Source organism: Pleomorphomonas sp. PLEO, from assembly GCF_041320595.1.
Taxonomy (GTDB): Bacteria; Pseudomonadota; Alphaproteobacteria; order Rhizobiales; family Pleomorphomonadaceae; genus Pleomorphomonas.
On the sequence record NZ_CP166625.1, the window covers coordinates 2,857,819 to 2,882,153 of the forward strand.

Here is a 24,335-nt window from a genome sequence, read left to right on the forward strand (position 1 = left end):
GCGCAGAATTCGAAGCTAGATGCCCGCCCCAGTAGAGTTTCGGGCCAGGCTCTGATCATTGAGAATCCGATTGTAGGGAGGTCGTTCGCGATATTGATCAAGACGGCTAAATTGGTCCGGATTTTTCGACCTTCCCCAATCCTCATCGAGGCTGTCGGCATATCTCGGTCCAAGTCCGTCCAGCGGGCAGATGCAAGTCGTCCAAATGTGATAGGCCCCCGCGGAGGATCCGCGGGGGCCTATTTTCCTGTTCGGTCTTGAAATTACTTGGACATCATTCCGGTAAAGGCCGGAGCCTTTTCGAGCTGGTCGCGCGTCACATTGAGAACAATGCGATCGCTACTCTTCGCGCCGGCCGGACTGGTGGCGGCCGTGCCAGCGCTGTTCGAACTGTCGGTTCCCGTGGCGCCAGTCATCTCACTCGGGGCCATTTGCAGGGCGCTCACGTTAACGGCGACGTTCTTCTCTCCCATTCCCAGGAAGCCGCCGACGCCGATAATGACTGCGTTCACGCTGCCATTCTGGCTTACGAGGATATCGTTGATCTCGCCGATATTGGCGCCATCAACGCTGTAGACGGTCTTGCCCTGCAGGTCGCCAACCCGCCAAGCACCCGAGCCTGGGATCGTCACGAATGTCTCAGCGCTGGCCACGCCGGCAGAGCCGCTGGTGCTTGTCGCACCAGTACCGCTGCCGTCGGCGCCGGCGGCGCCGGTGCCGGAGGAGGCTGCCGATGTTCCGCCCGTTCCGGGCGCGCCGGGGGTAGCGGCAGAGCCGGAAGTGTCCGAGCTATTGCTGGTGGACGAAGTGCCACCTGTGCCAGGCGAGCTGGTCGTGTTGTTGCTCGTCCCAGTGTCGTTGTTGCTGGAGGACGAGGTTCCACCTGTGCCACTTGGACTGGTGTTTGAACTCTGGGCAAGCGCGGCAAACGGGAAGGTCGCGGTGAGCAGCAGTACGGGGAGAAGACGGGTTTTCATGGGTGAATCCCTTTCTGAGGTGGTCAGGGTCTCCTAAACCGCGCAGATCGCCGATTGTTCCAAAATTTTCCGAAATCTCTGGGTGCGGAATCGTCCTCTCACTGTCGGCGCAACAATCGCTTGCCTATTCTATGGGCAAATGCCACCCCTATTTGCTCCATGATGTTTCTTGCCCTTCGCTGTGGTTTGCCGCTTAATTCATCAGTGGCAGTGATGCCGAGGAAACGGCGGAGGAACGGGATTGCCGGCTTTCGACGAGATGAACGGGTTCGGGCAGGGCGTCCGGCCCGCCTATAGGACCATCCAGGCCTGGCTCGACAATTCCGACCCAGAAAACCTTAAACGCCTTCAAAAAGAAGCGGAATTCTTGTTCCGAAGGATAGGCATCACCTTTGCCGTCTATGGCGACGCTGAAGCCGAAGAGCGCATCATTCCCTTCGATATCGTGCCGCGCGTGCTGACCGGCAGCGAATGGGCGACGCTGTCGAAAGGGTTGACGCAACGCGTAACGGCGCTCAACCGCTTTCTCGCCGACATTTACGGGGCAGGGGAGATCATCCGAGCCGGTATCGTACCGGCCGACCTCGTCTATCAGAACTCCGCTTTCCGGCCTGAAATGGTCGGCCTCAAGCTGCCGCACGACGTCTACGTGCAGATCGCCGGCATCGACGTCATCCGCACCGACGACAAGGATTTCTACGTTCTCGAGGATAATGCCCGCACGCCCTCCGGCGTCTCCTACATGCTGGAGAATCGGGACGTGCAGATGCGTTTGTTCCCGGACCTATTCGCCTCGAGGCGCATTCAACCGGTCGAGAACTATCCCGACGAACTTCTGACCTCGCTGCGTTCGCTTGCTCCGGTCTCGGCGCCGGCAGAGCCAACCGTGGTGCTGATGACGCCGGGGCCGCTTAATTCGGCCTATTACGAGCACTCCTTCCTCGCCGATAAGCTCGGCGTTGAGCTGGTCGAGGGACGCGACCTCTATGTGCTCGACGAGGTTGTTTACATGCGCACGACGCGCGGGCCCAAGCGCGTCGACGTCATCTACCGTCGTATCGATGATGAATTCCTCGATCCCATGGTGTTCCGACCGGATTCGATGCTCGGCATCCCCGGCCTGATCTCGGCCTATCGCGCCGGCAACGTGACGCTGGCCAATGCCGTCGGCACCGGTGTTGCCGACGACAAGGCGATCTATACCTACATGCCGGATATCGTGCGCTTTTACCTCGGCGAGGAGCCGATCTTGAAGAACGTTCCGACTTGGCGCTGCCGCGAGCCCGACTGTCTCCGCTACGTGCTCGACCATCTCCCCGAGCTGGTGGTCAAGGAGGTCCAGGGATCGGGCGGCTATGGCATGCTGGTCGGCCCGAAATCGACCAAGGAACAGATCGAGACTTTCCGCGCCAGGCTGGTCGCCGATCCCGACGGCTTCATCGCCCAGCCGACGCTGGCGCTGTCCACCTCGCCGACCTTCGTCGGCGAAGGTGTGGCACCGCGCCATATCGATCTGCGCCCCTTCGTGCTGACCGGCGCCGACAAGGTGCGCATCGTGCCCGGCGGGCTTACGCGCGTGGCGCTGAAGGACGGATCTCTGGTCGTCAACTCCAGCCAGGGCGGCGGCACCAAAGATACCTGGATCATCGACGATCCGGTCGACGACGCGTCGCCACCGGCCAGCGTCTCCCAGTCGCAATCGCAATCGCAGGGGGGCTGACACCATGCTGAGTCGCCATGCCGATAGCCTCTACTGGCTCGCCCGCTACGTCGAACGCGCCGAGAACACCGCCCGGCTCATCGAGGCCGCCACACGTCTTTCCGCCACGCCCATCGCCGCCGAAGGAGGGCGTAACGAATGGGAGATGGCCGTCGACGGAACCGGCACGCTTGACCTTTTCAACCAACAGTACACACAAGCGACGCAGCGCACTGTCGTCGATTATCTTGCCTTCTCGACCGCCAACCCCTCGTCAATCCGCTGTTGCCTGGATATCGCCCGTGCCAACGCCCGTTCGGTCCGGACGGCGCTGACCATGGACATGTGGGAGACGATCAACTCCGGCTGGATGGAAACCCGTGGCGTCAACATTCCCAACCTGACCCGACAGGAGCTTTCCGACTTCCTGTCGCGGGTGAAGGAGTTGTCGCTGCGTTTTGATGGTTCGGCCTACCGGACCATGCTGAGGAACGACGCCTACTACTTCCTGCGTCTCGGCACGTTTATCGAGCGCGCCGACTTCACCGCCCGTATGCTGGCGCTTAAGGCCGACGTCCTCGATCCAAGTCGGCCGTCGCTCGGCGGCAGTGCCGATTATTTCCAATGGTCGTGGATCCTGCGCTCGGTGTCGGCGCTGACCTCCTATCACTGGGTCTACCGCGACAACCTGAAGCCCAATCTCGTCGCAGAATTCCTGATCCTAAAGCCGGAGATGCCGCGCTCTTTGGTGTCCTGCTACGAGAAAGTCACGCTCAACCTCGACAGTCTGTCGCGCGACTATGGCAGGCAAGGTGCGAGCCAGCGCAAGGCGCGCATGCTGCTCAGTCAGCTCCAGGATACCTCGCTGCCTGGCCTGTTCGCCATCGGCCTCAAGGAATTCCTCGAGAGCTTCATTGTTGACAACGCCAATCTCGGCGACACCATCGCCGAACAGTATTTGGGGTAAGCCGATGCGCCTGCGCATCCGTCACGACATCGTCGCCCGCTACGATGAACCGGTCATGCTGGCCAGTCGCTCGCTGCACCTCTGCCCACGCACCTTCGATGGGCAGTATGTGCGTGGCTGGCATCTCGACATTACCGGCGACTGCCGACAGGCGCGTACGTCCGACGCTTTTGGCAACATCGTCCATGATTTCGCCGTCGAGGGGCCGCTCGACGAAGTCGCGATTGCCGCCGAGGGCGAAGTGGAGGTGGATGATACCACCGGCGTTTTGCAGGGTGCGCCGCTTGATCGCATCCCGCCGGCCGTCTTTCTGCGCGAGACGCGGGCCACTTCACGAACGTCGACCGTCATGTCCTTTGCCGACAAGGCAAAGACACTGTCCGATGGCGAGCCGCTCGACCTCTGCCACACGCTGATGCACCTTATCTACGAAGAGGTCGAGGCGCTGACCGCCGATCCGACAGAGCTTTGCGGGGTGCGCGAAGTCGCTGCCGATACCGTGCTTGCCGAGGCGCGCGGCACGCCCGCCGACCTTGCTCACCTGTTCATTGCGGCGGCGCGTGGCCTGTCGCTGCCGGCCCGTTTCGTTTCCGGCTACGTTTGGCAAGAAGACGCGACGGCCACTGGCGCGCTTGCGTCCTGGGCGGAGGCGCTGATCCCCGGTCTCGGCTGGGTTGGCTTCGATGCCGGAAACGATACTTGCCCGACAGATGCCTACGTGCGCGTCGCCTCGGCGCTCGACCAATCGGGAGCGGCCTGGATCCGAATGGCCGATCGCGGTGGTGTCTCGGCCTCGGTAACGGTGACCGTGGCGGCCGATCGGCTGTGACAGGCAGTTCCTGACATCTTTGAATCTTTTTGGACTATGGGGCGGTATCGCCGCACGTACTGTCGTCCCATCTGCACAATTATTGCGCGCATCAAATCGCGCAGATAGATAGAACGTCGGGTCTTGCCTCCTCAGCTTCGGGGAGGTGCCGATGAGGTTGCAGTATGCTCCGTATGGGTTTGATCGTCGCCGCTCTCGCTAGCCTGGGAATCGGTAGCGCAGCCTCGGCTCAGCCAAGCGATGAGTTCAATAAGCTTTTCGCCAACACGCCTTGGCAGATAGTCGATGGCGTGGAAACGCGAGAGCTCAAGCTTAAGGGCAACGTTATCGTCCAACAAGAACGAGTTGGCGGGGAAATTCACACTATGACGGAGGATAAGAGCGGTCATGGTGCTGTAATGTGTGCGCTGCAAACTTATCTTTTGTTTCTGGCCATGAATGAAGCTTGCCACATCAATGACGACGAAACGCGCTCATCGTTAATGTCGGCAGTCAGCCGAATTGGAGAGTTCGCCGAGCGAAACTCCATTGAACCCGTTACTCAGCGCGAGATCCTCGATCGGGCCGAAGGCATTGGAGCGCAGACCCTCAAACAGGCAATCGCCGATAATTCTCTTACTCGACTGGAACAAGAATGTACGGGCCCGCAAGGCTTCGGAGAAGCTTTGTCGGAGCTTCGAAAGATGGGCGCAAGAAAGTCTCTTAAGGAGCAGGTCGACGATCTTCTTTCAGTGGAGCGGCCGGCGGTGGATGGCCCCTGTTACTGAACTCAAGTAAAGACCAGCTGACAATAGGGAAGGCCGGGACCCCGTGAGGGGTGCCCGGCCTTGCCGTATCCTGACGAGGGAGGGGCGTCAGTAGATGCGCTTGCCATCGGCGCCGAAGATCAGTGCCGCGGAGGGTGGGAAGCGGGCGGTCAGCGTGTCGCCGATCGCAATGTTCGGGCGGCTCTGCATGGCGATGGTGATCAGGTCGGAGGCGGCCGAGCGGGCGTAGATCAGCGTTTCCGAGCCGAGATGCTCCAGCATGTCGACGGTGACCGGCAGCAAGGCGTCGCCGGTTTCGGAGAAATGCGACGGGCGGATGCCCAAGGTCACCGGCGTGCCGACGGCTGGCGCCTCGCCCTTCAGCGCCACCGGCACCACGGCGTTGCCGAAATCGGGAAGGCGGATCTCGGCGCGGCCGGCGCCGCCACCCTCGACCACGCCCTTCAGGAAGTTCATCTTCGGCGAGCCGATGAAGCCGGCAACGAACAGGTTGGCGGGGTTGTCGTAGAGTTCGAGCGGCGCGCCCACCTGCTCGACGATGCCAGACCTTAGCACGACGATCTTGTCGGCCAGCGTCATCGCCTCCACCTGATCGTGCGTCACGTAGACGATGGTGGCGCCGAGTTCACGGTGCAGCTTGGCGATCTCGATGCGCATGTGGACGCGCAGCTCGGCATCGAGGTTGGAGAGCGGCTCGTCGAACAGGAACACCTTGGGATGGCGGACGATGGCCCGGCCGATGGCGACGCGCTGGCGCTGGCCACCGCTGAGCGCCTTCGGCTTGCGATCCATCAGCGGCTCGAGCTCGAGGATGCGCGCCGCCTCGTCGACCTGCTTGCGGATCTCCGTCTTGGGCAGGCCGGCGAAGCGCAGCGCAAAGCCCATGTTCTCGCGCACCGTCATATGCGGATAGAGTGCATAAGACTGGAACACCATGGCGATGCCACGCTGCGAGGGGTCGATCTCGTTCATCCGCTCGCCGCCGATGTCGAGCTCGCCGGAGGAGATGTTTTCCAGGCCGGCGATCATGCGCAGCAGCGTCGACTTGCCGCAGCCTGACGGACCGACAAAGACGACGAACTCACCCGACTTGATGTCGAGGTCGACGCCCTTGATGATCTCGACCACGCCGAAGGACTTCCTCACGTCCCTGAGGGAAACCTCACTCATGATGTGCTTTCCGCTTCTATCGGTTGCGCCGTTCAGCCGGCCTTGAGGGTGAGGATGGTCTCGCCAAAGCGATGGCTGGCGACCTTGACCACGACATCGCCGGCACCGCCGGTAGTCTCAAGCCAGAAGCCGACGACGCCGCCCTTCAGGACCACTTCCGACGGGCCGAGCAGCTTTACCGGCCCGCTCACCTCAATATGCACCGCCTCGTCGAGGAAGGGCAGGAGGTTGCCGAGCTGGTCGAGAGCGTGGATGGCGACGCGCACCGAGTCCTTGGGTTCGGCTGACAGCGTGGTCCAGTCGGGTTTCACCGCCAGCGTGGTCGGCACCGGATCAGCGGCGAACTTGACGGACTGCACCGGCTTGCCATCGACATAGCCGGTGACGGTCGCCTCTTCCCACTTCATGCCCCACAGGCCGAGTTCCTCGGCCGAGAAGGCGCGTTGGTCGATGACGACGGGCGCGTGCGGCAGGTGCGGGTAGGTCTCCCGGTCGGGCTTGACGCGCTTGACGACGTCGGCGCCGTAGCGGAGTTCGACCTCATCGCAGTTGGTCAGCACGATCAACGGCAGGATGCCGCCGATATTGCGCTCGCCACGGGCATAATAGGTGACCGGCTTCAGCACCACTTCCTCGGACGGGTCGCACTGGCTGGTGTAGACCCAGGCGGCGAATTTCGGCTCGCGCCAGATGTCCATCACGCCGTGATGGCAAAGGCGGTCGCCGGAGCCGAAGTCCTTGTGGGTGTTGTAGTCGAACATGCACCAGCCGGTGGAGCCGGAGATGTTGGGGTCGCCATAGACGGCGTTGAGGATGGAGAGATAGCGGGAGACGTGCTCGGCCTGCCGCTGCTCCTGATCATAGCGCTTGGTGGGGTACATGTGGCCGTTGAACTCGGTCACCATGTAGGGCACCGGCTTCTTCTGGCCGGTGGTCTCCCCCTGAAGGCGGAGGGCGGTGCGCGGGCGGTTGGCGCCCGGCAGTTCCTCGTTGCCCTGGATGAAGTCGTTCATCGTGTAGACGTCTTCCAGGAGCTCGCTGTCGGTGATGTAGCGCACGCCGCCGGTCTGGCGGGTGGGATCGAGCTCATGGGCGAGCTTGTTGGTCGCTGTGTAGAAGTCGTGGAAATCCTGCGACTCGTTGATGCGCACGCCCCAGATGATGATCGAGGGATGGTTCCAGTCGCGCTCGATCATGGAGCGGACGTTGTCGATCGACAGCTGCCGCCAGCTTTCGTCGCCGACGTGCTGCCAGCCGGGAATCTCTTCGAACACCAGGAGGCCGAGGCGGTCGCAGGCGTCGAGGAACCAGGGCGACTGCGGATAGTGCGAGGTGCGGACGACGTTGACCTTCAGTTCCTTCCTGAGGATCTCGGCGTCGCGCTCCTGCGCCCGGCGGCCCATGGCGTAGCCGACATAGGGGAAGGACTGATGGCGGTTGAGCCCGCGCAGCTTCAGCGGCTTGCCGTTGAGGCGGAAGCCTTGCGGCGTGAACTCCACGGAGCGGAAACCGAAGTTGACGCATAGCGTGTCGTCGCCGCTCTCATGGACCAGCTCGACGACGGCTTCATAAAGGTTCGGGTTGTCGACGTCCCACAGGGCGATGCCGTCGAGATCCTTCAGTTCGAGCGTGACGCTGTCGCCGGTATAGGAGGCGTCGGCGTGGCCGACCGTCTTGCCATCGGCGGCCTTCAGCGTCACCGACACCCGGCCGGCCAGCTTCAGCCCACGCGGATTGGCGATGTCGACGCGGACCTTCGCCGTCTTCTTGGCGGCCAGCACGTCGGGCGTCTCGATCTTGACGTTGCCGATGGAAACCGGCGCGGTGATGCGCAGCCAGACGTCGCGATAGATGCCGGCATAGGTGAGGTAGTCGATCTGGGCACCGAACGGGGGAATGGCCGGGTTCTCGGAGCCGTCGATCTTGACGGTGATCAGGTTGTCGCCCTCGACCAGACGGTCGGTCAGGCGGGCGGTGAAGGGGGTGTAGCCGTCGGAATGGGCCACGACCTGCTCGCCGTTGAGGTAGACGACACTGTCGGCCATGGCGCCATCGAACACCAGGGCCACTTCGCGACCCTCGAATTCCGGCCGCCAGGCAACGACCTTCTGGTAGGTGAACGGCCGCTGGTAGCAGGTCTCGTCGAAGTAGTTGTAGGGCAGCTCGACTGCGTTGTGCGGCAGGTTGACGGCTTCGCCCTTGCGGAAGGCGGCGGCGAGATCGGCCGAGAAGCCCTCATGGAAGGTCCAGGCGGTGTTGCAGTTGATGGTCTTGCGCATTTTGAACCTGTTACTTGACGGAGCCGAGCATGCCTTCGACGAACTGGCGCTGCATGGCGAAGAAGACGAAGAGGGTGGGAATGGTTGCGAGGACCGTGCCGATCATCACCACGCCGTAGTCGGGATAGTAGGCCGAGCCGAGCGAGGAGATGACCAGCGTGATGGTCTTGGTGTCGTTGGACTGCAGCACGATCAGCGGCCACAGATAGCTGTTCCAGGCTGTCATGAAGACGATGATGAAGGCGGCCGCGTAGGTCGAACGCATCACCGGCATGTAGATCAGGAAGAAGATCTGCCATTCCTTCAGGCCGTCGACCCGGGCGGCATCGCGTAGCTCGTGCGGGAAGGCTTTGGTCGACTGGCGGAAGTAGAAGATGATGAAGGCCGAGGCGACGGTGGGCAGCACCACCGCGAGATGGGTGTTGATGAGGTGAAACTGGCCCATCAGCATGAACAGCGGGATCATCAGCGCCGCGAACGGGATCATCAGGGTCAGGAGCATCAGGGTGTAGAGCTTCTCGCGGAAGCGCGAGGAGAAGACCTCGAAGCCGTAGCCGGCCAGCGAGGAGACGAGCAGCGTCAACACCGTGGCGATGATGGTGATCTTGGCCGAATTCCAGAAGATTAGCGGCGCATTGACCTGCGAGAAGAAGGCGGTGGCGTTGACGACCAGCGCTTCACCGAAGCTCATCTTGCCCTTGATAATGTCCGACGTCGTATTGGTGGCGCCGATGAGCATCCACAGGAAGGGAAAGACCGAGAGGAAGGCCATGATGGCGAGGAAGATATAGACGACGACGGATGCGATCCGCTGCTTCAAGCCGTAGCTGATCATGCCTTGCGCTCCCGGGCGGCATAGAATTGCAGGAAGGACAGGACCGCCACCAGGACGACGATGACGTAGGAGACGGTGGCGGCGTAGCCGAGGTTCGGAGCGAACTTGAATGTCAGATTGTAGATGTAGAGCGACAGCGTCAGCGCCGAGTTGCCGGGGCCGGCCGCGCCGCCGGCCGAACCGCCGCCGGTGATGGTCGACACTTCGTCGAACAGCTGGAGGGTGCCGATCGTCGAGGTGACGGTGGTGAACAGGATCACCGGCTTCAGCATGGGCACGGTGAGGGACACGAAGCGGGCCCAGGTCGGCACGCCGTCGATGCGGGCGGCCTCATAAACCGAGCGATCGATGTTCTGCATGGCCGCCAGATAGAAGATCATGTTGTAGCCGGTCCAGCGCCAGGTGATGGCGATGATGATCATGACGCGGCACCAGAACGGGTCGGTCATCCAGGGAATGCCGACATTGACGATGCCGAGGTTGATCAGCACCGTGTTGACCAGACCGTTGGCGACGAACATCGACTTGAACAGCACGGTGTAGGCGACCAGTGAGGTGACGCAGGGCAGGAAGATCGCCGTGCGCAGGACGCCGCGAAACTTGATGTCCGGATTGTTGAGCAGCGCGGCGGTGATTAGCGCCAGCGTCAGCATGACCGGCACCTGCACCAGGAAGAAGATGAAGGTATTGGTCAGCGCCATGAAGAACAGCGGGTCGTTGAACAGCCGGTAGATGTTCTTGAGCCCGGCAAACGACAGGCGCATGCCGAGGCCCGACTGGAACGACATCCAAAGCGAATGCAGGATCGGAAAGACCATGAAGATGGCGATCAGCGCCAGCGCAGGGCCGACGAACAGCCAGCCGTTGACGTCGAAGCGCGGCCTCTTGGGCCTAGTGGAGATTGCTGACATGGGTCACCGTTCCGGCAGAGCGGGGCTCTCGGGCATCTTCCGGGGGGAAGCGCCGATGATTCAGATATGTGCGTAATGGTCCGGCTTGTCCGCGCCCGGCGAGCGTGTCTCGCCGGTCAGCGGTCGCGCCGATGGTCGCGCGTCCGCGGGGTGTGGGCGGGCGGCTGATGCCGCCCGCGCCGTGTCGTTACTGAACGAGGGTCTGTGCCTGCGCGTCAATCGCCTTGAGCACGTCGTCGACCGAGGTACCCTTGGCAAGGTCGGGCTGGTGGGCGGAAACCACCGAGTCGACTTCGTTGGTGAACGTGCCGTAGTTGACCGAGGGAACCTTGGCCAGCCAGTCTGAGAAGTTCTGCCAGATCGGCTCGCCGCCGAAGAAGGCGTCGTTCGACTTGTAGGCCTCGCCGTTGCGGGCGGCGAGCAGCGAACCGACCGCGCCGCGATCGACCAGGATCTTCTGGTAGAAGTTGATGTCCTTGGCGTAGATCTCGTTGAGGAAATCTATGGACTCATCCTTGGCCTTGGAACCCGACAGCACGTACCAGCTCGAACCACCGAGGTTCGAGTAGTGCGTGGCGCCTTCGACGCTCAGCTTGGGAAGCGGGGCGACGCCCCATTTGCCGGACTGATCGGCCTGCGACTTGACGGTGCCGGTGATCCAGACGCCGGTGACGACGGTCGCCACTTCGCCCGAGGTGAAGCTGCCGACCCAGTCAGCCCAGCCGGCCGCTGGACGGAAGATGTTGTTCACCTGGATCTTCTGGATGACGTCGAGAGCACCCTTAAGGGCGACGTTGCCTTCGACCGAAAGCTTGCCGTCCTTGTCGAAATACCAGCCACCGGCGGACTGCATCAACACGCGGACGAGACCACCGTCGTTGGGGTCGAAGCCCATCATCTTCTTGCCGGTCTTGGCCTCGACGGCCTTGCCGATCTCGACGTACTTGTCCCAGGTGAGGTCCTGCATGTCAGCCGGCGTGTAGCCGGCGGCGGTGATCATGTCCTTGCGATAGAACATGCCGGCAACGCCCGAGTCGAAGGGCATGGAGTAGACCTTGCCGTCGAGGGTGGCGAGCTTGACCTTGTAATCGGCAAAGCCGGAGTAATCGACCTTGTCGCTGAGGGGGGCGAAGGAGTCGGGGAAGGACTGCAGATACTTCTGCGCGCCGTAATCCTCGATGAGGACGATGTCGGGCATGCCGTCGGCGACGCCGGAAGCAAGGCCGGTCTGCAGCTTCTGCTCAAGATCGGCCTTGGCAAAGTCGACCACGTTGAGTTTGAAGTCCGGATGAGTCTTGGCGTAGATCTCACCGGCTTGCTTCATGATGGCGACGTTGAAATTCGGGTCCCAGCACCAGACGGTGACCTCGGCGGCCTGAGCGGCCGCGATGGCAAACAGGCTGGCGCCCGCAAAGGCGAGCGCAACGGTTTTGCGGTTCATGCAGTTCCTCCACTTACGTGTCCGAGGCGTCCTCAGCCTCTCGGGGGCAATATCCGATACTCATTCGCCCGAAGCAAGACGGTGTTTAGTAAATTTTACCAGCTTTTTGTTGCTGCGAAATCGGGCTCAGAGGTAAATAGTTTACCTGCGCGGTTGGCGGAATCCAATCGCGGCGGGATGACCAATTAGGATATGTGCGGACCTCCGCAGTGCGGCTTTCGTCGGTCTGCGGATCAGTAAGGATGAGGACCTGCCGGTCGTGGTCGATCGTGCTCAGATCCCGTCCGGCCGACGGCAGCTATCGCGCCAGATGAGCTCGGTGGCGATGGTGACGCGCTTGACATAGTCGCGGCCGTTGAGCTGCTCCATCAGCATATCGAAGGCATTCTCGCCGATGCGTTCGGCGGGAATGCGGACGGTGGTGAGCGGCGGCGCCAGGAACTGGGCGGCCGGAATGTCGTTGAAACTAGCCACGGCTATGTCGGCGGGAATGCGCAGGCCGCGCTCCTGAATGGCGCGGTAGGCGCCGATCGCCACGTTGTCGTTGGAGGTGACGACGATCTCCGGTAGCTCGGCTTCGGCCATCAGCTGGCAGGCGAGGCGATAGCCGCTTTCGAAGCGGAGATTCTCGGCGAGCAGGTAATGGGCGGGGTTGAACAGCCCCTTCTTCTCGGTCCATTCCCGGAAGGTCTTTGCGCGCTCCTCGTTGGCCGGATAGAGCACGTTGCCCGAGGGGCGGTCGTCGCCAAGAAAGCCGAAACGGCGATAACCCGCAGCGTAGAGGTGGTCGAGCAGGCGCTTGATTGCAAAGGACAGGTCACAGGCGACGATGTCGAACTGGTCGATGTTCGGGGCGAAATCGGCCAATACAAGATTGGCGTTGATCTGACGCACCCAGTCGATCTCGGCGTCGGTGTGCATGCCGAGAGCAATGATACCGGCCGCTCCTTGCAAATCCTCAGCCGCCGGCAGCCCGGTGGAACGATAGATGATCTGTACCTCGACGCGGTTGGCACGGGCTCGCGCCTCGATACCCATGCGAACGCCGATATAGTAGGGATCGGCCAATTCCTCATCAGGGCGTAGGAAATGCACGATGCCGATGCGGGCCCCGGCGTGGTCGGATTGTATGGGTATCCGATGCGGGCGCGGTCGGTTGCGCGGTGTCTGATAATTGAGGGGCTCGGCGGTTTCGATGATGGCCTGCCGCTTCGCCTCGGTGATCGATAGCGTGGTGTCGTAGTTCAGGACGCGCGAAACGGTAGCTGAGGAAACTCCGACCGCCTTGGCGATTTCCTTGATCGTGACCATTCGCGCACTCTCAGCCGGCTGCCCAAACACGGATCGACCGTTCCAGTCTATGGCGAAATGACCATCTCGGGTAGTAAAGTTTTACTAAATCATCCCAAAGACGAATGCTGACCGGTCGGCATCCGTTGGTCGCCGCCGGAGAATCCGGCGAAGAAGCGGGCTTTCTGTTACTCGCAATTGTCTGTCAGTGTAAAGGCTTGGCCGATGAAAGAGCCGGGCCGGCTAACGGTTTACTGCCAGGCTACCAGCATGGCTCCGACGGCGATCAGCGCCACGCCGGCAGTCCCCTGCGGCGAAAGGCGTTCACCGAGGAAGAGCACGGCGAAGATGGCGACGAAGACGACCGACAGCTTGTCGACCGGTGCGACACGCGCCGCGTCGCCGAGCTTCAATGCCCGGAAATAACAGAGCCAGGACGCGCCGGTGGCAAAGCCAGACAGCACGAGAAACAGCCAAGCGCGGCCGGGAACGGTCGAGAGCTGTCTGAAACCGTCGCCAAAGGCGACGATGAGGGCGGCAAGAGCCAGCACGACGACCGTCCTAATGAGCGTGGCGAGATCTGAACTGATCGCCGCGACGCCCACCTTGGCAAGAAGGGCGGTGGCCGCCGCGAAGACGGCCGACAGGAGGGCCCATATCTGCCAGAGCTGGAGGAGGCTTTTCATGGCGGCACGTTCCTTTCAATGAGTGCGAAGGCTAGCGCCGCCGGATCTCTCTGGGGCGACGTGGCCTCCAGAACGGACAGCTCCGGCGATTGCCAAACGATGACGAAGATTCCACAGTGCCGGCGCAATCGAGGGCTTCGTCATGCTGACCATCTACGGTGTCTACAAATCGCGCGCGTCGCGCCTCTACTGGCTTGCCGAAGAGCTTGGGTTCGCCTTTCGCAAGGAGCCGGTTATCCAGGCCCGCAAGGTACCGAACCCGCTTGCCGCCGACGCGCCGCTTAACACCAAGACGCCGTCCTTCCTCGCCGTCAATCCGATGGGGCAAATTCCCACCATCGACGATGACGGATTGGTGCTGACCGAGTCGCTTGCCATCCTTCTTTATCTCGCCAAGAAGCATGGTGGCCCGCTGGCGCCCGCAGATCTCGCCGAGGAGGGCCGGATGCTGCAATGGCTATTGTGGGGTGCGACGACGGTGGAGACGCTCACCATTCTCGTTACTCAGGGAGACGAGCGCGGTGATTGGCAGATCGATGACGGCAAGGCGAAGCTCGTTTCCATCGGTGAAGCGCTGAAGCGACCGTTCGCCGCCTTCGAGGCTCATCTGGCGGGCACCGACTACGCCGTTGGTGATCGCTTCACGGTCGTCGATCTGGCGCTCGCCGAAATCATCCGTTACGGGCAGGGGCATTCCGAGTTGTTCCAAGGCTTCCCTAAGGTGGCGGCTTGGCTTACGCGTTGCCAGGCGCGGCCGAGCTTCAAGGCGATGTGGGAAAAGCGCGATGCCGAGTGACGCCGCGATCCGTTGACAGCTTCCGCCCATGCTGCCACATGCGGCCTAGTCCTTTACCGCCGGGGAGCCCTCCATGACCATCGCCAATCCTGGACTGCTCGACGGCTTGATCACCGCCTCGATCGAGGCCGGCCGTATCATTCTCGACGTCTACGCCCGGCCGATCGACGTTGCTTTCAAGGCCGACGCTTCACCGGTGACGGAAGCTGACGGGCTGGCCGAGGCGGTACTGCTCGCCGCGCTTGAGCGCCTTGCTCCCGGTGTGCCTGTTGTTGCCGAGGAGAGCGTCGCGGCTGGCCGCGTGCCACCCGCCGCGGATCGCTTCTTTCTCGTCGATCCGCTCGATGGCACCAAGGAGTTCATCCATCGCAATGGCGAGTTCACCGTCAACGTTGCGCTCATCGAGCATGGCGTGCCGGTGATGGGGGTGGTTCATGCGCCGGCCGTCGGTCGGCTGTTCGCTGGTGGATCGGATGGGGCTTGGGAGATGGCCGTCGACGGCAGCGTCGCCGGCGAGCGGCGACCGATCCACGTGCGTGAGCTGCCGACGGAGGGGGCAACGCTACTCCTCTCGCGCAGCCATGCCACGGCCGCCACCGATGCATTCCGACCAACCATTGCCGTAGCCGAGCGGCGAGTGATCGGTTCATCGCTGAAATTTTGCCTGATCGCCGCCGGCGAAGCGGATATCTATCCGCGTTTCGGGCCGACCATGGAATGGGACACGGCGGCCGGCGACGCTGTGCTCAGGGCGGCCGGTGGCATCGTGGCATTGACGGACGGCACGCCCTTTCCGTATGGCAAGCGGGACCGGCCCGGCCTTGCCGATTTTGCTAATCCGTCGTTCATTGCCGCATCCGATTTGCACCTTGTCGCGTTTAGCCACTACCTGGTGTGATCCATATTTCGAGGAGATTTGCAGTGAGTCATTCCGAAGCTCAACGAGAGCTTGCCGCCGTTACCGAGGAACTCAAGTCATGGCTGATGACCGAGGCTCTGCCGATCTGGTGGGCGTTCGGCGTCGACCACGTCAACGGGGGCTTTCACGAGGTCCTGGGCCTCAGATGCGAGATTACGCCGGCGCCGCGCCGGGTCCGCGTCACGGCGCGCCAGATCTTCACCTTCGCGCTGGCCGGCCGGCTCGGCTGGACTGGCCCCTGGGAGCGCACGGTGGAGGAGGGGCTCGACTACTTCCTTGAGAAATGCGTGCTGCCGAATGGCGCGGTTCGCATGGTAACCAATGCCGATGGCTCGCCCAAGGACGATACCTTCTGCCTCTACGACCAGGCCTTCGCGCTGTTCGCCATGGCCGCCGCCGCGTCGGTGGTGAAGGATCGCTCGGCGGTCGAGGCGGCGGCGGTGAAGCTCAGAACGCTGCTGATGACGGACTATAAGAATCCGATTGCCGGGTTCGAGGAGTCCAACCCGCGCACGCTGCCGCTCAAGGCCAACCCGCACATGCACATGTTCGAGGCCTGTCTCGCCTGGGAAGAGGTGGGTGGCGACGCAGAGTGGAGCCGGCTTGCCGATGAGATCGCTGAGCTCTGCCTTACCAAGTTCCTCGATCCCAAGGAGGGTTGGCTCAAGGAGTTCTTCAATGCCGACTGGTCGGTGGTGGGGGGCGTCGAGGGGCGCATCTGCGAACCTGGCCACCAGTTCGAATGGGCCTGGCTGCTCACCCGCTGGGGTACGTCGCGCAAGCGCCCCGACGCCGTCACCGCGGCGCGTCGCCTTTGTGAATTGGGCGAGGAGCACGGCATCAACGTGCCGCAGCAGGTGGCGATCATGGGTATTCTCGACGACCTCTCCATCCACGATGGTACGGCCCGCATGTGGTCGCAGACCGAGCGGATGAAGGGTAACGTGGCTCTGGCCGCTGTAGCCGCCGACGAGGCCGGCCGCGACGTCCACTTGGGCAAGGTCGTGACGGCGGCGCGGGCACTGCAGCGCTATTTCGAGGTCGACACGCCCGGCCTTTGGCGCGATCGCATGAACCCCGACGGTTCGTTCGCAATCGAGCCGGCTCCCGCCTCGACCTTCTATCACATCATCTGTGCCATCGATGAGGTTGGGAAATATATCTCAAGCCATTGATAGAGCTTTCTTTCTTTGGCTTGTTGATGATCTGATTCAATGTGGGCCGCCCCCGTCGGTGCTACCGGCCGGGGCGGCTTCTTCATGTTGAGAATCCGATTCAACGGGCTTTTGAGTGTGAAGAGTCTGGTGGATCGCCTAAGTGCCTGATCTCCGATGCTTGCGCGGGCAGCGATTGTAGGTTCAAGTGCATACCGAGGAAGACGCAATAAAGAGGTAGCCATGGGAGGCGTGGCGGACGGTCGCCTTTATGGGCAGCCTTTGGCGGAGTCTGGGCTCGACGCGGCTTTTATCGAGCGGTCGCTGTTCGACGCGCTGGTCGACATTGCCAAGGCCGATCCCGATCTTCCAGCCATTGAGGACCAGAACCGACAGCCGGTCACGCGTCGGAACCTGCTGCTGGCCGCCTGCGTGCTTGGGCGCCGTCTCGCGTCCTTCAGCCGCAAGGGCGAGCAGGTTGGGCTGCTGCTGCCCAACGTCAATGGCGTCGCCATCGCCTTCTTTGCGCTACTTGCCTATGGGCGGACGCCGGCGCTGCTCAACTTCACAGCCGGTAGCCATGGCCTGGGCGGTGCCATCAAGGTCGGCAACATCCGGACGGTGATCACTTCCAGCGCCTTCGTGAAGACAGCCAAGCTCGAGCCGGTCATCGACGACCTCAAGAGCAAGGTGCGCATCGTCTATCTTGAGGATGTGCGAGCCGGTCTCTCGCTGTTCGACAAGATCATCGGCGTCACTTATGCGCGGTGGGCGCGGGTGCTGCACAGCCCCTTTCGCCGGGCGCCACGCGATATCTCCGCCGTGCTATTCACGTCGGGCACCGAGGGGGCTCCGAAGGGCGTGGGGCTTACCGCCACCAACTTCCTCTCCAACGTGGCGCAGATCATCGCGCTCTACAAATTCCACCCTGACGATACGATGTTCAACGCGCTGCCAGTGTTCCATTCCTACGGCTTGACCGCTGGTTTGTTCCTGCCGCTCTTTGGGCGTTTCAAGTCGTTTCTCTATCCGTCGCCCTTGCACTACAAAATCATCCCCGGCCTGGTGCGCGACAGTGGCTCGACGGTGCTGCTGTCCACTGACACCTTCGCCGCCGGCTGGGCGCGGGCGGCCGAGGATGGCGACTTCGACAAGGTGCGCCTAACGATCCTCGGTGCCGAGCGCGTCAAGGCGCAGACGCGAGCGTTGTGGATGGACCGCTTCGGCGTGGTGCTGAACGAAGGCTATGGGGCGACCGAGTGCGCGCCGGTATTGTCGGTCAATTACCCTGGCAGCTTTCGCGACGGCACCGTGGGGCGCCTGCTGCCTGGCATCGAGGCGCGGCTCGATCCAGTGCCAGGCCTGGAGGTCGGTGGTCGTCTGCACGTGCGGGCGCCCAACATCATGGCCGGCTATTACCTTGCCGACCGGCCGGGTGAACTCGTGCGCAATGATCCGGACGGATGGTACGATACCGGCGATATCGTCTCTATCGACGACGATGGCTTCGTTACGCTGCTCGGTCGTGCCAAGCGCTTTGCCAAGGTGGGAGGGGAGATGATCTCGCTCGCCGCCGTCGAGGCCTTCGCGGCTGCTCTCTGGCCGCACGCGTCCCACGCCGTCGTCGCCGTTTCGGATCCGCGCAAGGGTGAAGCTCTGGTTCTGGTGACCGACGCGGGCGATGCCACAGTCGAGGCCCTCAGCGCCTATGCGCGCGAGCATGGCCTGCCGGAGCTTCAGGTGCCGCGAAAGGTCGTCAAAACCTATGCGCTGCCGGTGCTCGGCACGGGCAAAACGGACCTCGCGGCCATCGAACAAATGGCCCGTTCCTGAGATCGCCTTATCGCTGAATGCCGGAAGTATCTGACCGGATTCTACTCTTGCCGCCGGTGAGTTGTGTCGAATGCGTCCGATTCATCGATCGGTAAGGGTTCCGTGAGACTCTTCATACGCGCCATCAGACCGATCGAACAACGTGGGGTAGTCATGCCGAGTTGGATTAGGTGGTTCCGAGATCGGTTTAAAAGGGCATGATTGTCTATGGTTAACAAAGGCTTGAACGCCTTGGTTAACGTGAGCCCTCAGATTCAGCGCAAATTTCCACCCCACAGTTGCCTTGGCACTTGCGGTTCATTCGAAAACAATAGCAAACACAAAGGGATATATCGTCATCCTCTGATGTGTTGCGCGGCTTTCGGTGGCTTTTTCAGCAGCGGAAAGCGGGGCGTCAAAACAGCCCCAAAACCTCAGAAATGCTTGCTTTTGTAAGCTCCCCACGCACGGCCGAGGCTTCTTTCTATGAGAAGGTGCCCGGTGATGCCGAACTCGAATTTCCGGTGACGTCCGCAACTTCCAAGAGTCCGCTGCGCCGCCGCCTCAGACAGTGAATCAAAACCGAGGGGGTCAATCAAGCCTAAATGAGAGTCATTTCAGGCGATTGGCTAGGATGGCTTGCCCAACATCGAGTCAGGCCGGCTTGACCTTGTGAATCGGATTCCGGGTGCAAGGTGTTGACGCTTGTCTCTCCATCCGGGCTCGGGCGGGGAGGCGGTATATTTGACCTGGGGCTTCCGGCGCGAGGTGGTCATTCTCTCGGCGTCGGGGATGGGGAAGAAACCGATTGCCTTTCGCTTGGCTCCCGCGCAACAAAAGCGTCGCCTTCCGACTTTTCCCGGGAAGACTGTCCGACTATCATGTGCCGTACCACACGGAGGCGTGGCCGGGTCCGGTGCGATCGGCCGGTTTCTTTTGCGCAAGGATGTCCTCGTTGTCCCTTAGCCCTCAATCCGTGAGCCGTCCGCTTGACGCCATCGACCCGGTGTGGGCCCGCGTCCGCCGGGAAGCCGCCGCTGTCGTCGAGAACGAGCCGGCCCTTGGCGGCTTCATGCATCTCACTGTGCTCGACCACGTCAGGCTCGAGGACGCGGTCATCCAACGGGTCGCCGATCGGCTCGGCAACACCACCGTTCTCTCGGCAATGATCGCTCAGGCCTTTCGCGAGGCGGTGGCCGACGATGCCGACATCGCCGCCGCCTTCCGCTCGGACATCGTCGCCTTCGAGGATCGTGACCCGGCCTGCGACCGGTTCATCGAGCCGCTGCTGTACTTCAAGGGATATCACGCCATCGAGGCGCACCGGCTCGCTCACTGGCTCTGGAACCGCGGTCGGCGCGATCTGGCGCTCTATCTGCAAAGCCGGTCGTCGGAGGTGTTCCAAGTCGATATCAATCCTGGCGCACATTTGGGGCGCGGACTGTTCTTCGACCACGCCACCGGTATCGTGATCGGCGAGACCGCCGTGGTGGAAGACGATGTGTCGCTGTTGCAGAATGTGACGCTCGGAGGCACCGGTAAGGAGACCGGCGACCGCCATCCCAAGATCCGCCACGGCGTGATGATCGGCGCCGGGTCGAAGATCCTGGGCAACATCGAGGTGGGGTGCTGCTCACGCGTCGCTGCTGGTTCGGTGGTGCTGAAGCCGGTGCCGCGCGGCATGACAGTGGCCGGCGTGCCGGCACGCGTGATCGGAGAGGCCGGCTGCAGCGATCCATCCCATTCCATGGACCAACGCTTGCTGGACGGAGCGGAAGGCTGAGAAAGAGCGGGGGAGTCGTGCAACCGGCCCGCCGTTCGAGGGTTTCCTTGCCAGCCCGTCCGTGCCAGAACACGTCGGCGACTCGTCGCCGTCCGGTTTCGCCGCTCCTATCGTGAGCGGCAGCCGGCATTCAGACTGGAGAAGCTAACTTGACCAAAGACGACATCGCCCGCATCGAGAAATTCATGCGCAAGACGCTGCAATCGCCGGCTATCAGCGTGCGAGTGCGCCCGCGCAAGACCGACTCTGCCGAGGTCTACGTTGGTGAAGAGTTCATCGGCGTCGTCTACGAAGACGATGAGGATGACGATAAGTCGTTCAATTTCCAGATGGCGATTCTCGCCGAGGATCTGGCTGGCTGACTGGCTCTCGCATCGACGCGAAGGCGCCGCATTCCGGAGCGCTGCGTGTTTCACGAGAACACGCAGCGCTCTATTTTTTTGAGCTCAAAGCGAGACGCTGTTCATTCAAGGCCGCTAGGCGGTCACGCCGAATGACAGGAGCAACACGCGTACGCCGCTCTTGATGCCGTCCCAGTTGCCGAGCAGCCCCTTGCGGAACCGGATCTGAACCGAGAGATCGCTGCCGGCATGAATCTCGGTCATGCAGGACGCCGGGTACTCGCTGTCGTCTGGAGCCGTGCAATGGGTGGTGAACGGGTTGGTCGAACCCGCCTCGAAGAACACTTCCTCTCCGCTGAGGCCTGACTCCTCGGACATGCGGTGCCCGACGAGACCGGCCGGGGCGGGGATGGTCCCTTCTTCGAAAAAGTGCTGGTAGACATTGATCAGCCGGCCGACGCTGTCGGTGGGCGTGTCGCGCGTGCGGATCGTCAGGTAGACGATCGGCGCGTCGGCTCCGAGGTCGAGGAAGTCCTTGCGGAAGGCGCGCGTATAGCCGGCCATTTCCGGGAAGTGGGCGGCGAGGTCGATGCGGTCGTGCGGACCGACGTTCCTCTGGTCGGCAAAACGGAACATGTTGGCTGGAATCATCAACCGTTGCTGGCCAATGAAAAGCGCGATCGGCGTTGGGTCGGTCGAGCGGCCATCCCGGCTGTCGAAGTTGCCTGAGAGGTTGATGAGGATATTCACCAGCATCACGCCGCCCGCCAGCAGGAACGTGGTGAGTACGGCGCGCAGGAACCATGCTGCCGCGCTGGTGCGACGACGGGCTGGGCGTTGGGTCGGACGAAGCAGACTTTCGTCCGAATATGCCGCGTAGTGGGTCACGACCGCCTCCCGAAATGAGACATGGGTCCAGGCCGCCGTCCTTGGCCGCCTCAAGACACCGCGGAACCCCGCCTGTTTCGCGCCTGAGCCCGCTCCGCACCCTCGCGGCCCAAGCCTTGCCACGTCTGAGGCAGGTTTATCCTTATTGTTTCATTTCGGATCAGGGTTAAGGCGGGGTTAACGACGATGAATGTCGAGATTCTGGTTACATGTTTTTCGGTGGCTCTGGGCTTTGTCCTGGCAGGCCTTCTGTCGTCCCTTTATCAACTGGTGACCTCGAAGCCGGCCCGCTTCGAGATGCAGGCAGAGACGATTTTGCTCGGTATCGCCCAGACTTTCCTGATTATGTTCGCCGGTCCGGCCATTCTGATGCGCAATGCCATTCGCGGCCGGCGGATCGAACATCGCAATGTCGGTTGGCTGGTGGCCTCGACGGCGATCGCCGGCGCCTGGAGCCTCTGCTCGGGTGTGATGCTGCTGCCCTTCTTTGTCGTGGTGGCCCAGGCGATCGGTTGATCCGGACAATCGACTTTGTGCCGATTGTCGCTGCCGGATGTTCAAATGCGAAAGACTTCTGAAACGGTTCGCCCCTAGAGTTACCCTTCATGCTTGTGGGCGAGGCGTGGGCACATGTCGCGGTTCGGCTGGGGAGACACAGAACAGAAGAGCGCGCGCCACTGCGAGGTGGCAGCATGAATCTTCTCGCCTTCTTGCGTTTCCGCAAAGCGGACATCTTGCGGAAGGCGGCAAACCTACTGCCGATCTTTTTCACCGCCATCCTGCTTGTTTTCGCCGAGAACTCTGCCCTGGAGGCTTATCGAACCTTCCAGCGCATCGAGGCCTCGAATGCCAGTCAGGCCATCCAGGCCGGCCGTGATATCGGCGATCAAGCCAAGCTTGTGGAGATGTCCCGCCGAAAGCTTGGCAATCGCCTGATCCTTGGCTTCACGCTGGACGACGCCCACGATATTCGCGAGTCTCTTCGCCAACTGCTCTCCACGATCGAAGGAGCCCGCTCGTCGTTCATCATGCCCGGCGACGCTGCGCTGATTTCCCAGATCGATAGCATTGCCGAACTTGCTTCTGGTCTCAGCGCCGCCTTTGCCAACGTTGGCCCCGAGGATACGGCGATCCTCAACGCTCTTGATGGCGATCTCAGACGATTGTCGGAAAAGTTCCGCCTGCTTCAGGAAAACATGTCGGAGCAAGGGGTGCGCTATATCGCCCTGCAAGGCGAAACGCTGGCGGCGAGTTACTCAGCGATGCTGAAGCTCTCCATCGCCTTGGTTGGCGCCATCGTGTCGATGCTGGCGCTTCTGGTCCTCAACCGTCGCGCCACTTGGCAGGCCAATTATCGTGCGGATCACGACGTCACCACTGGCGTGCTGAACCGCCGGGCCTTCGAGCGTTGGATCGAGGGTATCCACTTCGACCCGCAGGCTTCCAAGGCGGTGATGGTGTTCGACCTCGACAATTTCAAAGAGGTCAACGACGAACTGGGCCATATGGCCGGCGATCACGTCCTCAAGGCTTTTGTCGGCAGTCTGGTTACCTCCTTCGGTCAGGATGCCTTGGTGGTGCGCTGGGGCGGTGATGAGTTCGTGGTGGTCGTTTCCACCGAGGGGTTCGTCGAGGCTGGCGCGGTGACGCTGCTACGCGCGTCGTTTGCCCGCCTGCAATCGATCGTGCGCTTCGGCGATACCGACATCGACGTTCGCTGCTCCGGCGGCGCCGCCGTCTGGCCGTCAGACAGTCGGGATTTCCATGAAGTTCTGCAGCTCGCCGATCTCGCGCTCTATAAGGCGAAGTCACGCGGCAAGTCGCGTTTGCAGTTCTACGACACCGACATTCTCAACGAGCGCCATAAGGTTATTGCTCTGCGCGAGCGTCTGAGGGCGGCGCTCCGCGATGGGGAGCTCAGCCTCTATTGGCAGCCGCAGGTCGATGTGGAGCACGGTTATGTTCCCTCGGCGGAGGCCTTGATCCGCTGGACGGACCGTGAAACGGGCCGGCTCGTGCCTCCGAGCGAGTTCATTCCGGCTGCCGAGACATCTGACCTGATCATCGAAATCGACAATTTCGTCATTGAGGAGGCGGTCCGCACCGCGGCGAAATGGTCGACCATCTGGCAATATCCGCCGATTGCCGCGGTCAACGTGTCGGCCATGCATTTCCAGAGGCGCGAATTCGTTGGCCAGGTGCGAGACCTTCTTCGCCGTTACAATCTCAGTCCCGATCGGCTGGAACTTGAAATTACCGAAGGTGTCATTCTCGGCAACAACACCGAGGTCACGCGCAATCTCAAGGGGCTCGAGGCGCTCGGCGTGCATATCGCCCTCGACGACTTCGGAACCGGCTATTCCAACATCGCGTATCTGTCACAGCTGAAACCAGACCGGCTGAAGATCGACCAGACCTTCATCGCCTCGCTGTCGGGTAGCTGCCAGATGTCGTCGCTGGTGTCAGCCATCATTGGCATCGGCAAGGCGATCAACTGCGAGGTGGTTGCCGAGGGGGTCGAGACGGCCGAGCAGCTCGAGTTGGTACAGCGCCTGGGTTGCTGTCTGGTGCAGGGCTATCATTTCGCCAAGCCTATGCCCGACGAGGAATTCCAGGTCTGGCGCGATGCCAACTACCCGGATGCCGTCGCAGCGGTAAGGCATCTCCGCCGGGTCGGTGATCGTCTGGCGAGCGTCATTGGCGGCGATATTGTTCGAAGCCGCGATCACGACGTGCCGTAGGGCCTGCCTTGGTTGGGGCTTGGTGGTGAAGGGCGCGAGCGCTATGTATG

Annotated in this window: 21 protein-coding genes; 12 read left to right on the plus strand and 9 right to left on the minus strand. The window is 62.0% G+C overall.

Features of this window, described 5'->3' with window-relative positions:
* Positions 1-263 precede the first annotated feature (263 nt).
* Positions 264-977, minus strand: a complete 714-nt coding sequence (locus AB6N07_RS13275) for a PRC-barrel domain-containing protein (protein WP_370673568.1) — start codon at positions 975-977, stop codon at positions 264-266.
* 259 nt (positions 978-1,236) lie between these two features.
* Here AB6N07_RS13275 and AB6N07_RS13280 point away from each other — a divergent pair, with 259 nt between their 5' ends.
* The 4 genes from AB6N07_RS13280 to AB6N07_RS13295 all read left to right on the plus strand — a co-directional run bounded on the left by AB6N07_RS13280 (position 1,237) and on the right by AB6N07_RS13295 (position 5,239).
* Entirely contained in the window at positions 1,237-2,697 is a 1,461-nt protein-coding gene (locus AB6N07_RS13280) for a circularly permuted type 2 ATP-grasp protein (protein WP_370678234.1), read from the plus strand.
* A gap of 4 nt (positions 2,698-2,701) precedes the next feature.
* Positions 2,702-3,643 (plus strand): alpha-E domain-containing protein, encoded by a 942-nt coding sequence (locus AB6N07_RS13285; protein ID WP_370673569.1) that lies wholly within the window; start codon positions 2,702-2,704, stop codon positions 3,641-3,643.
* A gap of 4 nt (positions 3,644-3,647) precedes the next feature.
* On the plus strand, positions 3,648-4,472 hold the full coding sequence (locus tag AB6N07_RS13290; RefSeq protein WP_370673570.1) for a transglutaminase N-terminal domain-containing protein: 825 nt from the start codon (positions 3,648-3,650) through the stop codon (positions 4,470-4,472).
* Positions 4,473-4,645: 173 nt separating this feature from the next.
* Entirely contained in the window at positions 4,646-5,239 is a 594-nt protein-coding gene (locus AB6N07_RS13295) for a hypothetical protein (protein WP_370673571.1), read from the plus strand.
* 87 nt (positions 5,240-5,326) lie between these two features.
* Here the strand turns inward: AB6N07_RS13295 and AB6N07_RS13300 are convergent, their stop codons facing one another.
* The 7 genes from AB6N07_RS13300 to AB6N07_RS13330 form a co-directional block, all read right to left on the minus strand.
* Positions 5,327-6,409 carry an ABC transporter ATP-binding protein gene (locus AB6N07_RS13300; RefSeq protein ID WP_370673572.1) on the minus strand — a complete coding sequence of 361 codons (1,083 nt, stop codon included), beginning with the start codon at positions 6,407-6,409 and terminating at the stop codon, positions 5,327-5,329.
* A 32-nt stretch (positions 6,410-6,441) separates the two neighbouring features.
* Entirely contained in the window at positions 6,442-8,688 is a 2,247-nt protein-coding gene (locus AB6N07_RS13305) for a glycoside hydrolase family 2 TIM barrel-domain containing protein (protein WP_370673573.1), read from the minus strand.
* Positions 8,689-8,698: 10 nt separating this feature from the next.
* Positions 8,699-9,523: a carbohydrate ABC transporter permease gene (locus tag AB6N07_RS13310; RefSeq protein WP_370673574.1), complete on the minus strand. Its 825-nt coding sequence runs from the start codon at positions 9,521-9,523 to the stop codon at positions 8,699-8,701.
* Positions 9,520-10,434 (minus strand): carbohydrate ABC transporter permease, encoded by a 915-nt coding sequence (locus AB6N07_RS13315; protein ID WP_370673575.1) that lies wholly within the window; start codon positions 10,432-10,434, stop codon positions 9,520-9,522. Before AB6N07_RS13315 ends, AB6N07_RS13310 begins: the two co-directional genes overlap by 4 nt.
* 187 nt (positions 10,435-10,621) lie before the next feature.
* On the minus strand, positions 10,622-11,875 hold the full coding sequence (locus tag AB6N07_RS13320; protein WP_370673576.1) for an ABC transporter substrate-binding protein: 1,254 nt from the start codon (positions 11,873-11,875) through the stop codon (positions 10,622-10,624).
* A gap of 273 nt (positions 11,876-12,148) precedes the next feature.
* Positions 12,149-13,186: a LacI family DNA-binding transcriptional regulator gene (locus AB6N07_RS13325; protein WP_370673577.1), complete on the minus strand. Its 1,038-nt coding sequence runs from the start codon at positions 13,184-13,186 to the stop codon at positions 12,149-12,151.
* A 230-nt stretch (positions 13,187-13,416) separates the two neighbouring features.
* Positions 13,417-13,851: an EamA family transporter gene (locus tag AB6N07_RS13330; RefSeq protein WP_370673578.1), complete on the minus strand. Its 435-nt coding sequence runs from the start codon at positions 13,849-13,851 to the stop codon at positions 13,417-13,419.
* 142 nt (positions 13,852-13,993) lie between these two features.
* Here AB6N07_RS13330 and AB6N07_RS13335 point away from each other — a divergent pair, with 142 nt between their 5' ends.
* From AB6N07_RS13335 to AB6N07_RS13360, 6 genes are all read left to right on the plus strand, one after another.
* Positions 13,994-14,647 carry a glutathione S-transferase family protein gene (locus AB6N07_RS13335; protein WP_370673579.1) on the plus strand — a complete coding sequence of 218 codons (654 nt, stop codon included), beginning with the start codon at positions 13,994-13,996 and terminating at the stop codon, positions 14,645-14,647.
* Positions 14,648-14,720: 73 nt separating this feature from the next.
* Complete coding sequence (gene cysQ, locus AB6N07_RS13340; RefSeq protein ID WP_370673580.1) at positions 14,721-15,545, plus strand: 3'(2'),5'-bisphosphate nucleotidase CysQ; 825 nt, start codon at positions 14,721-14,723, stop codon at positions 15,543-15,545.
* Positions 15,546-15,568: 23 nt separating this feature from the next.
* Positions 15,569-16,741 carry an AGE family epimerase/isomerase gene (locus AB6N07_RS13345; protein WP_370673581.1) on the plus strand — a complete coding sequence of 391 codons (1,173 nt, stop codon included), beginning with the start codon at positions 15,569-15,571 and terminating at the stop codon, positions 16,739-16,741.
* Between the two features lie 222 nt (positions 16,742-16,963).
* Positions 16,964-18,553, plus strand: a complete 1,590-nt coding sequence (locus tag AB6N07_RS13350; protein WP_370673582.1) for an AMP-binding protein — start codon at positions 16,964-16,966, stop codon at positions 18,551-18,553.
* A 925-nt stretch (positions 18,554-19,478) separates the two neighbouring features.
* A complete protein-coding gene (gene cysE, locus AB6N07_RS13355) occupies positions 19,479-20,315 on the plus strand; it encodes a serine O-acetyltransferase (protein WP_370673583.1) in 837 nt (278 codons plus the stop codon).
* A gap of 149 nt (positions 20,316-20,464) precedes the next feature.
* Positions 20,465-20,677 (plus strand): DUF3126 family protein, encoded by a 213-nt coding sequence (locus tag AB6N07_RS13360; RefSeq protein ID WP_370673584.1) that lies wholly within the window; start codon positions 20,465-20,467, stop codon positions 20,675-20,677.
* A gap of 114 nt (positions 20,678-20,791) precedes the next feature.
* On the opposite strand, the gene AB6N07_RS13365 is transcribed toward AB6N07_RS13360, so the two are convergent.
* Positions 20,792-21,544 carry a hypothetical protein gene (locus AB6N07_RS13365; protein ID WP_370673585.1) on the minus strand — a complete coding sequence of 251 codons (753 nt, stop codon included), beginning with the start codon at positions 21,542-21,544 and terminating at the stop codon, positions 20,792-20,794.
* A 186-nt stretch (positions 21,545-21,730) separates the two neighbouring features.
* Here AB6N07_RS13365 and AB6N07_RS13370 point away from each other — a divergent pair, with 186 nt between their 5' ends.
* Positions 21,731-22,060 carry a hypothetical protein gene (locus AB6N07_RS13370; protein WP_370673586.1) on the plus strand — a complete coding sequence of 110 codons (330 nt, stop codon included), beginning with the start codon at positions 21,731-21,733 and terminating at the stop codon, positions 22,058-22,060.
* Between the two features lie 176 nt (positions 22,061-22,236).
* Positions 22,237-24,285, plus strand: coding sequence for a putative bifunctional diguanylate cyclase/phosphodiesterase (locus AB6N07_RS13375; protein WP_370673587.1), 2,049 nt, complete (start codon positions 22,237-22,239; stop codon positions 24,283-24,285).
* Positions 24,286-24,335: the final 50 nt, after the last annotated feature.